Source organism: Phosphitispora fastidiosa, from assembly GCF_019008365.1.
Taxonomy (GTDB): Bacteria; Bacillota; Thermincolia; order Thermincolales; family UBA2595; genus Phosphitispora; species Phosphitispora fastidiosa.
Genome location: NZ_JAHHUL010000002.1, coordinates 81,459 through 94,535, shown reverse-complemented (window position 1 = coordinate 94,535; position 13,077 = coordinate 81,459). Strand labels below are relative to the sequence as shown.

The window sequence follows — 13,077 nt, the reverse complement described above, 5'->3', positions numbered from 1 at the left end:
CCGTGAAAGATTTCAGGCTGCTTAGAAGGATTCTGATAATCTCAACTGCTATTATTCTTATCACTACATTTGCTCCGACAGCATTTGCCGGGGAGGCAAACATCAGATGGTTTTCCCCTTACACCGAAGGTAATTCGGTGACACTGGCTAGTAACAGCTTTGATACCTGGTTCGGTTTCCAGGGTACTGTTACCGAAAAATATACAGGAATAATTGTCAGGACTGTTCTGGGTGATGACCAGACCTACTACTATTACCCTAAAGTTGGCAATACGGTTGCCGGGGCTGTATACCTGAGATTTGGACAAGGCACATACCGGGTGGATTTCAACCTGGTAAAACCGGGTCAGGCCGGTACGATTGCGTATGATTCGCTGGCCAGAGCACAGATTGAGAACACTGACAACGGTGATAAGAGATATCTGCTCCCTTCATGGGGGATTGAAAGCAATAACCCAGTAATAACCAATAAAGCGCGGCAGATAGTAGGACAAGCCGGGGATGACTACAGCAGGACCAAAGCCATTTTCCAGTGGGTCAGCAAAAACATGGTTTATGACATGGACAAGTTTCGCCGCGGTGAATTTTATGATAATGACGGCGCTGTGAAGGCTCTACAGACCCAAAAAGGGCTGTGCCGGGACTACGCAAACCTGGTTACCGCAATGTGCCGGGCCGAAGGGATTGAAGCCAGGACCGTAATCGGAGAGGCCGGGACCGGGGGAACCTGGTACGGGCACGCCTGGAACGAGGTCCGGATTGGCGATAGATGGGTCACCATGGATACAGTCTGGAAGGTATTTGACCAGGATGCAGGGATTTTTGGAACCACCCATAAGAAAACCCAGGAAGTCTATTAAACATTCCTCGAACCTCCTTTTTTCTGAAGCGACCGCACACGATGCGGTCTTTTTTTTGTGTCTTGATCAAAGAGAGGTTAAACACATAGCAAATTAAAACAATTATACTTGAAATATTTGTTAAGAAAGTATATAATTAATTAATAAAAGTTTCAGGTTACTTACTTCAACTAAGTAAATATCATTATTCAGATAAAGGCAAACCCATTGAGAGGTGGGGGCGCAAAACCACGGGTCTGGGATAATATCCCTGACAGCCGGGTTACCGGAGAATAGCAGCGTGGTGATTTTGGACGGCAATGTGAGCCTGTTCCCGTTAACCCGGGGACAGGCTTGTATTTTTGTTATTTTACAGGCATTTTTTACGCGCATTTTCTGCTTGTATTTTTGCAGGATTTCACCAACTGATGAACATGTGTTTACTTTTTTTACAGGTCTATATCTGCAAATGTCCTTAATTTGACAATATAACAGCAAAAAAAATACAAGGGAAATAAAGGCTTTTTGAGAATACAGTTACAATGAATGATTTTTTAGGTTTGTGAAATTTCTGACAGGTGTAGTTCTTTTTAAAGAAGGTCCGCATATAATGACCATGTATTTATTTTGGGGGAGGAGAGGCTTAGATGAGTGTTACCGTGCCTGAATACGGGTTTCCGGCCAGTTACAATGAAAATTCTGTCATGCTTCTCGTAAGAGATCCACACTGTATTTTTACCTACTGGGAGATTTCCAATGAGCAGATGGACTTGGTAGCCGGGGAATTTGGACGACCCTGGGGGGAAATACAACTTACGCTGCGTGTTTACGACTTGACCGGGCTTGGTGAGGACAGGAATAAAGCCCATGGCAGTTATGACCTCAACGTACATTCCTTGGCAAATAATTATTATATTACTGATGTCAAGGCAAACCATTCTTATTGTGCTGACCTGGGTGTTTTTTCTCCTGACGGCAGGTTTGTCTGCCTGCTCAGGTCTGATGTTATCCAGACACCGCGGGACAGCCTGGCTGACGGCTCGGGACTCGTCATGGCGGATCTGCTGGACCGGTTGTCCGGGAAGAAACCTGCGGAATGGCCGACAGAACAGGAAACCTTCAGCAGTGACGGCGTTTATATCAATTCCAATAATAATGACAGTGAGGAGGATTAAGATGCTAAGAGGCTATCTTGCGCTTGTTTTACATGCACACCTGCCTTACATACGGCATCCTGAAAAAGAGAATTACCTCGAAGAAAAGTGGTTCTTTGAGGCCCTTACCGAAACCTATATACCGTTGATTAAGATTTTTGATGGTTTGTTGGATGATGGCGTGGATTTCAGGGTTACAGTATCCTTGTCCCCGCCATTGATTTCGATGATGGCAGATGACTTGCTGCGGAAGCGCTACCTTATGCACCTCAATCAACTTATTGAACTGGCCGGCAGAGAGACTGAACGGACTGCGGGGAGTGAATTTGAGGACACGGCTCATATGTACCTGGAGAGGTTCCGGGAAATCAGGGATATTTTTGTGAACAGGTATGGAACTAACCTGCTTCAGGCTTTCAGAAAATTCCGGGAAAAGGACTGTGTTGAACTTATCACAAGCTGTGCCACCCACGGTTTTCTTCCTCTAATGAAGAGAAAAGAGAGCATCAGGGCACAGGTTGCTGTGGCTGTGGACCTGTTTACCAGACATTTTGGCAGCCCGCCCAGAGGTATCTGGCTGCCTGAGTGCGGGTATACCCCTGGGATAGATGAAATCCTCAAGGCTTATGGGATCCAGTTTTTTTTCACAGATACCCATGGGATTATGTTTGCAACTCCGAGTCCGGTGCACGGTATATATGCGCCGCTTTACACACCCGGAGGTGTTGCTGCTTTCGGGCGTGACCCGGAAACTTCCAAGCAGGTTTGGGATATGAACCAGGGTTATCCGGGTGATTATTGGTATCGTGAGTTTTACCGGGATATCGGTTATGATCTGGACATCGACTATGTCGGGCCATATGTGGGGGAGAACAACCTGCGTATAGATACCGGCATCAAGTATTACCGCATCACCGGGAAGACGGACCAAAAGGAGGTCTATAACCCTGCAGCTGCGGCGGACAGGGCGGCAGAGCACGCCGCCAACTTTATGTTTAACAGGGAAAAACAGATGCAGCACCTGGCCTCCCGGATGGACCGGCTGCCGATTGTTGTTTCAACTTATGACGCTGAGCTATTTGGCCACTGGTGGTATGAAGGGCCTGACTGGATTGATTTCCTGCTGCGGAAGCTGCATTATGATCAGGACACAGTAAAAACAATTACCCCCTGGGAATACCTGAACCTCTACCCGACAAATCAGGTGGCTTCACTACCTATGGCCAGTTGGGGCCATAAGGGATACAACGAAGTGTGGCTTTCACCTCCCAATGACTGGATCTATCGGCACCTGCACAAAGCCGAGACCCGCATGACAGAGACAGCCCAGGCTAATCCGGGTGCAGAAGGACTCAGAAAACGGGCGTTAAACCAGATGGCCAGGGAACTGCTCTTGGCCCAGAGCTCGGATTGGGCCTTTATAATGAAAATGAAGACGGCAGTAGGGTATGCCGAGAAGAGGACCAAGGACCACATTGCCAGGTTCAGCCGCCTCTATTGGGCTCTTACCAACGATGATCTCAATGAAAATGAAATTTCAGTTTTGGAGCATGCCGACAACATATTTCCGGACATCGACTACCGGGCTTACCAGCCTGATACTCCGACAGTGGTGTCACTCACCAGGCGCGGTCAGGGAACTGTACGTAAGAACAGGAAAATTCTAATGCTGTCCTGGGAATTCCCGCCAAAGACAGTTGGCGGTCTGGCCAGACATGTTTATGATCTCTCAAGGGCGCTGGCTGCCCAGGGGGAGGAAATACATTTGATAACGTGTTATGTTCCGGGAGCCACTGATTATGAGAGGGTTGATGGGGTGCATGTCTACAGGGTCCAGCCCCGGCAGTGCGATTCCGGGAATTTCCTGAGGTGGGTTGAGTGCCTCAATACTGCCATGGTGGAACGGGCTCATGGGTTGGTCAGGGAACACGGCTTTGACCTCATTCATGCCCATGACTGGCTGGTGGCGCAGTCAGCAAAGGATCTGAAGGACAGATACCAGATTCCCCTGGTTTCCACAATCCATGCCACCGAATACGGGAGGAATCGGGGTATTCATAATGACATTCAGCGGCACATAAACCAAATAGAGTGGCAGCTTACCTATGAGTCCTGGGAAGTTATCTGCTGCAGCAGATATATGGCCAGGGAGCTTGCCCAGGTATTTCAGCTTCCCGCTGAAAAGATCAGAATAATTGCCAATGGGGTTGAAATCAAGAATGTTCAGCCAAGAGCGGTTGACCCGGGTTTCCGCAACAGCTATGCAGCGCCAAATGAAAAAATGGTATATTTTATCGGACGGTTGGTAGCTGAAAAAGGGGTCCAGGTTTTGATTAAAGCAGTCCCCAAAATATTGCGGAAGTTTCCCGATACCAAATTTGTCATTTCCGGTAAAGGGCCCTACCAGGACCATCTGGAAAATCTGGCTGCAAAGCTGGGGGTAAGAGAAAAGGTTTATTTCACCGGGTTTGCTAATGATGAAACCCGTAACCTGCTGTTTGCCGGGTCTGATATTGCTGTGTTCCCCAGTTTATATGAACCCTTTGGAATAGTTGCTCTTGAGGCGATGGCCACCAGGGTGCCGGTAATTGCCAGTGAAACCGGCGGTTTGGCTGAGGTTATCGAACACAGGATCGATGGTCTGAAGGTATCTCCGGGTGATGTGGAAGGCCTCGCAGGAGCTGTTGTCAGTCTCCTGGGTGATCCGACCCTGGCACATCAGATAAGCCAGGCAGCCTGGGATAAAGTTAATTCCACATATAACTGGGGCGTGATAGCAGCAGAAACTATCAATGTATACAATGAGATTATTTCTGAGGCAAAAAAGGTAGGCTATGCTGCCGGTTAAATGCAAAATTTGATAGGGAGGTTTGTCTGATGAAGGCTGTGATAATGGCAGGAGGCAAAGGGTCAAGGCTAAGGCCTTTAACGTGCAACAAACCCAAGCCTATGGTGCCGGTTTTGAATAAGCCGGTTATGGAGTATGCTGTGGAACTCCTGAAAAGACACCACATCACAGATATTGCTGTGACCTTACAGTATCTTCCTGAGGTAATCAAAGACCACTTTGGCGATGGGTCAGACCTTGGTGTTAACCTGAGGTATTTTGAGGAAACAATCCCCCTGGGGACAGCCGGAAGTGTGAAAAATGCCGAAGAATTTCTTAATGAGACTTTTCTTGTCATCAGTGGTGATGGGATTACTGATTATGACCTTACTGAAGCGGTTGAATTTCATCGGAAACAGGGCGGCATTGTCACCCTGGTGATGGCCAGAGTCAGGAACCCGCTTGAGTACGGGGTGGTTATGTGTGATAATAACGGACGCATTACACGTTTTCTGGAAAAGCCGAGCTGGGGCGAGGTTTTCAGTGATACTGTGAATACGGGCATATACATCATTGAGCCAGAGATATTCGAGTATTTTGAGAGGGACACGTTCTTTGATTTCAGCAAAGATCTTTTCCCACTGCTTATGTCCAGAGGAATGCCCATGTTTGGCTATGTGGCTGAGGGTTACTGGTCCGATATCGGGAGCCTGGAGCAGTACCGCCAGACCCAGTATGACCTGATGGATGGCTTGCTCCAGGCAGCGATTCCAGGGAGAGAACTGGCCGAAGGCATCTGGGTAGGGCAGGGTACGGTCCTGGAACCCGGTGTCAAGTTTGCCGGAAGGCCTATTTATATTGGGAATAACTGTAACATAGAAGAAGGTGTTGAAATAGGGAGCTATACGGTGCTGGGTAACAATAACACTATCAGGGCCGGAGCCTCCCTTAAACATACCGTGGCCTGGGACGGCAGCTTTATAGACATTGGTGTTGAGCTGCGGGGAGCGACAATATGCAATCACAACAGGATAATGGCCGGGACGGCCATGTTTGAGGGGGTTGTTACCGGAGACAACAATTACTATGGCAAAAGAGTGATTGTGAAACCCCGAGTTAAAATTTGGCCTGATAAGATGGTTGAGGATTATACGATTTTAACCGAGTCCCTTATTTGGGGCGGAGACCGCCGTAAGAGTCTGTTTTCAACACATGGGGTTGCCGGACGGGTAAATGTGGAGGTCTCCCCGGAAATGGTTGTCAGGCTGGCGGTTGCCCATGGTTCAACAATACTTCGGGGGTCCCATGTTGTGGTCAGCAGTGACTGCCACAGGCCTTCAGAGGTTATCAAGAAAGCATTTACACCAGGCCTTCAGGCTGCCGGAATCAATGTATATGATGTGGGTGTGGCTACGACCCCGATTACCCGCTATGCCGTCAAGAGTCTGAACGCAAAGGCCGGAATTCACATCAGGATGCTTCCTCCACACGACCGCGGCAGGATTATCATTGAATTCCTTGATGAAAAAGGGATCAACATCAGCAAGGATTTTGAGCGCAAGATTGAGAATACATATATTCAGGAGGATTTCCGGAGAGCGGATATCAGGAACCTGGGAGAAGTCAAATATATGCCGCAGATGGCGGAAGCTTACAGAGAGGGACTACTGCGCAATATTGACAGGGATATGGCTAAAAGGTGCCGCGCCCGTCTGTTGGTGGCGTATGACTATCAAAACCTCGGCTGGTTTCTTCCTCCTCTGTTTGAACAGCTCGGATGCCAGGTGACTACCTTGAATGCTCCGGATTACTCCCGGGAGGATATAGCGGCCCTGGTCAGGGAAGGTCACCTGGATATGGGGGTACTGCTCAGCAGTAATGGTGATGATGTTATCCTCTTTTCACCCTCAGGGGAAATTATCAGTGACGATAGACTGATGATTCTTTGGGCATATGTTTCTATGGCCCGGAGCGGAGACGAAAAAATCGGTGTCCCGGTTACGGCATCATCTGTTATCGAAAACCTGGCTTTGGCAATGGGAAGAAAGGTTATCAGGACAAAAGTGCATCCGCGGGCAATGATGGAAATATCCAGCGAAAGCCTGTTCCAGCCTTTTTATGATGGAATATTTATTTTCCTGAAGGTTCTGGAATACCTGCTGGAAAAAGATACCGACCTGGCACGGCTGTTCCATAGGCTGCCCGGATCCTGTATTTACAGAAAAGAGGTGCAATGTCCCTGGTCGGAAAAAGGCACGGTTATGAGGCGGCTAATAGAAGATGCCGCAAACGGAAAAGTTGAATTGATTGACGGAATAAAAATTTACGCCGACGAGGGCTGGACACTTGTCCTCCCTGACTGTGAGGAGCCTGTTTTTCGGGTTGTCAGCGAGGCGGCCACCATGGAGGCTGCCCAAAGGCTTACCGATTATTATACCGGCAGAATAGAAAAGTACAGGTCGGCAGTTTAAAGGGGGATTTTTGTGCCTAGGCAGTTGGTAATTGGAAATGGCGGAATGCTGGTTAATTTTGATTCAGGGTATAACATGAGGGATTTGTACTACCCGTATGTTGGGCAGTGGAACCATATTCAGGGAAATAAAAATAGCCTCGGAGTGTGGGTGGAAAACAGCTTTTCCTGGTGTGATGAAACCTCCTGGAAGAGAAAGCTCAGGTATATCAAAGAAACCCTCGTTACCTGTGTAACCCTGGTAAATGAGGGGCTGGGAATATCACTGCAAATTAATGATACTGTTCACTACAATGACAGCATCTACCTGAGGAGGATGACTGTAAAAAACCTGACTGATCATAAGAGAGAGGTCAGGGTCTTTTGTACTCATGATTTTTCCATAGATGAAACTGAGGTGGGGGATACTGCGGTATATGAACCTGAGATGGGTGTAGTTTATCACTACAAAAAAGGAAAGTACTTTATGGCCAACGGCTATTCCGGTGCTGGTGGAATCTTTCAATATGCCACCGGGACCAAGAGGTTCAGAGGCGCCGAAGGGACATGGAGGGATGCCGAGGATGGACACCTCCAGGGAAATCCCATCGCTCAGGGGTCGGTAGACAGTACTATTAGTTTTCGTACCGACCTGGATGCGGGGGGGAGTGATGTCATCTACTACTGGATAGCTGTCGGCAAGAATTATCAGGAGGCTGTCAGGCTCAATGAATACGTACAGAAGAGGGTTCCGGGGACCATTATTGAGTCGGTGGAGGCTTACTGGAGACAGTGGGTTAATAAGATAACCTATGATGACTTATCAATACCGGAAGATATTATGGGACTGTATAAAAGAAGCCTCTTGATAATACGTACCCAGGTTGACAGGCGCGGTGCCATTACGGCGGCAAATGACTCGGATATTATGCAGTATAACAGGGACCATTACAGTTACTGCTGGCCCAGGGATGGGGCCCTGGTGTCTTTTTCGCTGATCAGGGCGGGTTACCCTGAAATGACCCAGGCTTTTTTCAGGTTTTGCGAGAATGCCCTGACATCAGGAGGGTTCCTGCTGCACAAGTACAACCCTGACGGTTCGGTCGGATCAAGCTGGCATCCTTGGATTAATAACGGCAAATCCCAACTACCCATTCAGGAGGATGAGACAGCGCTTGTCCTTTTTGCCCTGTGGGAGTATTACAGGCATACCAAGGATATAGAATTTGTGTTGCAGCTTTACAGGTCCCTGATTCGTCCGGCAGGAAACTTCATGGTGAAGTTTATGCGGGAGGAATACAATCTCCCTTATGAAAGTTATGACCTGTGGGAGGAAAGACGCGGTATTTTTACCTTTACCGCCTCAGCGGTATATGGTGGATTGGTAGCGGCAGCCAATTTTGCCAGGCTTTTTGCCGATCACCGGTCAGCCGAACTCTTTACCGGAGCGGCTGAAAGGGTGAAACAGGGGATTCTGGAGCACCTTTATGACCAATCCCTGAACAGGTTTATCCGTGGCGTGTATGTCAGTGACGACGGAACCCTGGAAAAGGATCTCACACTTGAAAGCAGTATGTACGGGGTGGCTAAGTTCGGTGTTCTTCCTCCAGATGATAAAAGGGTTGTTGCTACAATGAAGGCAATAGAAGCAGGTCTCTGGGTGAAGACTGATATCGGTGGGGTAGCGCGCTACACCAATGATTATTATTTCCAGAAATCCAGTGATATTGCCAAAGTCCCGGGGAACCCCTGGTTTATCTGCACTTTATGGTTAATTGAATGGTATGTTATGTGTGCCGGTACAGTTGAGGAACTGAACAAACCTCTGGAAATGCTGCAGTGGGTGACCCGAAATGCTATGCCCAGCGGTATCCTGCCCGAACAGATACACCCATATACGGGTGAGCCGCTGTCTGTGGCGCCCCTGACCTGGTCACATTCGTCATATGTGCTTACTGTAAGGAATTTGATTGAGATTATGACGGAACTTACTTGTCCGCGGGTATGCTGGCTGCCGGCGGAGAATAAAGCTACTCCTTAAGCTATCTGGTTAGGTTCAGCTGATACAGCCCCAGCTTGACATATTCGGTTACAACCAGCTTGGCCATGCGCAGTTGGTCTGTCCCGGAGGCGCTGTAGAATTCGCTGTCAGGGACCGGGGCAGAAATGACTGTGATGCCTTTGTCTGTAAACATGGTCGTGGCCCGCCGGGAATGGTATGGGGAAGTGACCAGAACCACTGATTGCAGCTTTTTTTCCAGTAGAATTTTCTTTACGAACAGGGTATTCTGCCAGGTAGATTCCGAACTTTCTTCAATGATAATTTCCCTTTCGGAGAACCCGGCACTTACTGCCATTTCAGCCATTTCACCCGCTTCAGAGGGGTTACCCCAAAGGTTTCCGCCCGAAAAGATGAGGTACTTGCCATAGCCCTGCTGAAAGAGGTCTACACCATACCGGTAGCGCTCCAGGGTGCTTTTGCCCAATTTCCCTTTGGCCTCCCACCCGCCGCCTAACACTACGACAGCATCAACCTGGTGCAGCGGGTCACTTATTACCAGCGGACCGGCCAGAAACTGCACCAGGGGAGTATAGAAAAATGCGAGTACCAGCACGACGGCGCTGATACCGATTACCTTGAGTCTCGTCAATTTGGTTCACCCCCGGCGGGATATCTAATATGCAGGATATTTTCTACATTGTTGGCAGGAAGTCCTGCTGTATTTTTTTTTGCATAAATCACACACTAAGGTTGAGGTGATGTAATTTTGGAAATTGGCTGCCCGCTCTGCAATGGATTAATAGATTTTTCACAGCCTTGTCCGTTATGCGGCAGCGTTATGGAAGACTCAGGCATGCTGGAGGATTATTACGGACCATACAGCCCTTATGGAAAAATTGAGCTCTATGAGCCGGATAAAGACCTGCAGACGACCGGTATGATTGCCTGTGTCCATCTATTTGCCTGTCCGGAATGTGGTTATGATAAAAGGATCAGCTTTCCGGAAGTCACATTATAGTATTGTACTTTTACCGGCTGCCGTTTTATAATAAGAAAAGGAGTTGCGAAATGTGACGAAAAAGGTGAGGTAAATGGGTTATCTGTTGTTTATTATCCCTGCAGCGGTTATCTTATTTGAATATGCAGCGATAAATATGGCTCTGGCCTATGCGAGGTTTGCCGTGGAAATGGACCGGCCTGTTGTGGAACTGTTGGGCGGGATGCTGAAAATCGGCGGAAACCTGGCATATGATGCCGTGCCCAATGCTGTGGTAGTCCTTCATCTATTGGCACTGCTGCTGAGTGTGATTTACCTGGTTTATTTTTTTGTATTCTGCCTGCCGCGAAAAGAACGTGAGATTTCTATTTCCCCCCAGGAGGACTAACCTCTCTGGGGGAGTTTTGTAAATGATGGCTATGGTGAGCCGGTTTGGGGGGCAAATTATGCTTAAGGCCCGGTTTTTGGAGAGGGAAAACAGGTTTACTGCCCTTGTTGAGCTCGAAGGCAAACAGGTTCGAGCCCATGTCGCCAATTCGGGGAGACTAAGGGAACTGCTCAGACCTGAAAATGAGGTATACCTGTTAGAAAGGAATGAGCCCCACCGGGTAACCAAATATGACCTGGCTTTGGTGAACTATAATGGCCAACTGGTATCAGTGGATGCCCGGGTTCCTAATAAGGTGGTGGCTGCTGCCGTTTCCGCCGGGCAGTTGGCTGACTTTAGTCAGTTTACTTTAGCCCGTAGTGAGGTCAGGTATGGTAACAGCAGGCTGGACCTGCTCTTGGAAGATGAAAGGAGTAATAGGTGTTTTGTTGAGGTTAAGTCTGTAACTCTGGTTGAAAATGGTATCGCCATGTTTCCTGATGCGCCTACCCAGCGGGGAGCGCGGCATCTGGAGGAACTGACCGCTGCGGTACGGGAAGGGTATCAGGCTGCCATAATCTTCCTCATTCAGAGGGATGATGCGATATTGTTTACTCCAAATGACCGGACCGACCCTGATTTTGGGCAGAAGCTGAGGGCAGCCGGCGGGAGTGGTGTCGGAGTGTATGCATACAGGTGCAGGGTAACTCCGGAGGTGATTGTAATTACAGAAAAAGTGCCGGTAAAATTATCCGGCATTTAACAGGCTGTTGACAAATCTGCTCTGGTACTGTTGGAGAATGGGGGGGACAGGGATGGAGAGAAAAAAGCTGCTGTTAAAAGGGCGGCTTATTACGCCTGAAGGAATCTCACGGGAAAACTGCCTGCTGGAGACAGACGGCAGTATTATCAGTCAAATCGCAGAGATGGGGGCGCTGTTTCCGGGCAGCAGTCATGTTGTGCATAATTTTGGGCCGTGTTACATATGTCCGGGTTTTATCGATATCCACGTACATGGTTGCGGAGGGGCTGATGTTATGGATCCTTTGCCGGAATCATTGGAGAAGATGTCCGAATGGCTGGCCAGGGGCGGTACCACCGGGTTTCTGGCGACAACCATGTCCGCGCCCAGGGAAATGCTGGCCGGCGCTGTCAGAAAAGCCGCTGCCTTTAGAATTGGGAGGTTTAGGGGGGCAAAGGTGCTCGGTGTGCACATGGAAGGACCGTTTCTAAACCCGGAAAAAAAGGGGGCCCAGAAGGAAGAATACCTTCGACTGCCCTCGATTGCTGAGCTTAAGGAATATATTGAAGCCGGCAGGGGGGCTGTCAAAATGATAACCCTGGCTCCCGAGCTTCCAGGGTCCATAGAGGTTATCAGGTATGCCCGCTCTAATGGGTTGGTGGTATCTCTCGGCCATTCCGGAGCATCCATTACCCAAGTTGCAGAGGCCTGCGATATGGGGCTGACCCATGTCTCCCATGCATTTAACGCAATGACGGGGTTTCACCATCGGGAACCCGGGACAACAGGGGCCATTATGAGTATGAAACGGCTTACAGTTGATGTGATTGCTGACGGACATCATGTCCATCCCAGCATCATAAAAATACTCATCAGGGCCAAGGGTATTCAAAACACCATTGCCATCACCGACTGCATCAGCGGCGGGGGGATGGGTGACGGGATATATACACTTGGCGGACAAAGGGTTACTGTCAGAGATGGGGCGACATTTTTGGATGATGGTACAATTGCAGGAAGTACCATCAGTATGGCTGTTGCCGTAAAGGTACTGGTGGAGCAGGTTGGCCTGGATCTTGGGGAGGCGATGCAGATGGTTTCCGCCAATCCGGCGCGTCTCCTGGGACTTGATACAAAAGGAGCCCTGGTGACCGGAAATGATGCCGATATTGTTGTTTTGGATCACGAGTTTAGGGTGTTAATGACAATTGTGGAGGGAGAAATCGTTTACAGGGTGATGGCTAGGGGTGGCGGGTCAGCAGGTTGCTGAAAAGGATTACAAAGAAGGCTGTTGCCGATGTAATCACACAGAACAGGACGGCACAGGAGGCCGCATCTTTGGCGATTTTTACCTTGGGGTGGTACTTTCCCTGTACCTGCAGATCCAGGGTTACCTCAATGGCCGTATTAAGGACTTCGGCCACCAGGGTCATCATTACGGTAAAAAAAACAAATATGGACTCAAAAGCGCTGAAGCCTATCAGTGGACAGATTATCAGGGCAAGTACCGCAATGCCCAGCAGAAGGCGGGTATTTTTTTCTTCCCGGACAAGGTAAACCAGCCCGTCAAAAGCATAACCTCCTGCACGCAGCAGTCGCTTAATCTCGTTCATTGAACTCCCCTCCAGACTCAGATTACAATACTGATTAGAATACCCTTATATTAATTCTAATATTGTATAATAAATTCCTTTATTACA

11 protein-coding genes and 1 riboswitch are annotated in these 13,077 nt (G+C 48.7%); of the genes, 9 read left to right on the top strand and 2 right to left on the bottom strand.

Features of this window, described 5'->3' with window-relative positions; translation table 11 throughout:
* Nucleotides 1–2 precede the first annotated feature (2 nt).
* The 5 genes from Ga0451573_RS02820 (at nt 3) to Ga0451573_RS02800 (ending at nt 9,310) form a co-directional block, all read left to right on the top strand.
* Entirely contained in the window at nt 3–860 is an 858-nt protein-coding gene (locus Ga0451573_RS02820) for a transglutaminase-like domain-containing protein (RefSeq protein WP_231682365.1), read from the top strand.
* Between the two features lie 187 nt (nt 861–1,047).
* Nucleotides 1,048–1,130: riboswitch (cyclic di-GMP riboswitch) on the top strand.
* A gap of 356 nt (nt 1,131–1,486) precedes the next feature.
* On the top strand, nt 1,487–2,014 hold the full coding sequence (locus Ga0451573_RS02815) for a DUF4912 domain-containing protein (RefSeq protein ID WP_231682364.1): 528 nt from the start codon (nt 1,487–1,489) through the stop codon (nt 2,012–2,014).
* A gap of 1 nt (nt 2,015) precedes the next feature.
* Nucleotides 2,016–4,841, top strand: a complete 2,826-nt coding sequence (locus Ga0451573_RS02810) for a 1,4-alpha-glucan branching protein domain-containing protein (protein WP_231682363.1) — start codon at nt 2,016–2,018, stop codon at nt 4,839–4,841.
* A 29-nt stretch (nt 4,842–4,870) separates the two neighbouring features.
* Complete coding sequence (locus Ga0451573_RS02805) at nt 4,871–7,291, top strand: sugar phosphate nucleotidyltransferase (protein WP_231682362.1); 2,421 nt, start codon at nt 4,871–4,873, stop codon at nt 7,289–7,291.
* A gap of 12 nt (nt 7,292–7,303) precedes the next feature.
* Complete coding sequence (locus tag Ga0451573_RS02800; protein ID WP_231682361.1) at nt 7,304–9,310, top strand: glycoside hydrolase family 15 protein; 2,007 nt, start codon at nt 7,304–7,306, stop codon at nt 9,308–9,310.
* 1 nt (nt 9,311) lies between these two features.
* On the opposite strand, the gene Ga0451573_RS02795 is transcribed toward Ga0451573_RS02800, so the two are convergent.
* Nucleotides 9,312–9,920: a YdcF family protein gene (locus Ga0451573_RS02795; protein ID WP_231682360.1), complete on the bottom strand. Its 609-nt coding sequence runs from the start codon at nt 9,918–9,920 to the stop codon at nt 9,312–9,314.
* A 117-nt stretch (nt 9,921–10,037) separates the two neighbouring features.
* Here Ga0451573_RS02795 and Ga0451573_RS02790 point away from each other — a divergent pair, with 117 nt between their 5' ends.
* The 4 genes from Ga0451573_RS02790 (at nt 10,038) to nagA (ending at nt 12,647) form a co-directional block, all read left to right on the top strand.
* Complete coding sequence (locus Ga0451573_RS02790; RefSeq protein ID WP_231682359.1) at nt 10,038–10,289, top strand: hypothetical protein; 252 nt, start codon at nt 10,038–10,040, stop codon at nt 10,287–10,289.
* Nucleotides 10,290–10,362: 73 nt separating this feature from the next.
* Nucleotides 10,363–10,656, top strand: coding sequence for a hypothetical protein (locus Ga0451573_RS02785; RefSeq protein ID WP_231682358.1), 294 nt, complete (start codon nt 10,363–10,365; stop codon nt 10,654–10,656).
* A 22-nt stretch (nt 10,657–10,678) separates the two neighbouring features.
* Nucleotides 10,679–11,398: a DNA/RNA nuclease SfsA gene (sfsA, locus tag Ga0451573_RS02780; RefSeq protein WP_231682357.1), complete on the top strand. Its 720-nt coding sequence runs from the start codon at nt 10,679–10,681 to the stop codon at nt 11,396–11,398.
* A 52-nt stretch (nt 11,399–11,450) separates the two neighbouring features.
* Nucleotides 11,451–12,647 carry an N-acetylglucosamine-6-phosphate deacetylase gene (nagA, locus tag Ga0451573_RS02775; protein ID WP_231682356.1) on the top strand — a complete coding sequence of 399 codons (1,197 nt, stop codon included), beginning with the start codon at nt 11,451–11,453 and terminating at the stop codon, nt 12,645–12,647.
* Here nagA and Ga0451573_RS02770 read toward each other — a convergent pair.
* Nucleotides 12,619–12,990, bottom strand: a complete 372-nt coding sequence (locus Ga0451573_RS02770) for a diacylglycerol kinase (RefSeq protein ID WP_231682355.1) — start codon at nt 12,988–12,990, stop codon at nt 12,619–12,621. The two genes, nagA and Ga0451573_RS02770, sit on opposite strands and share 29 nt — an antisense overlap.
* Nucleotides 12,991–13,077: the final 87 nt, after the last annotated feature.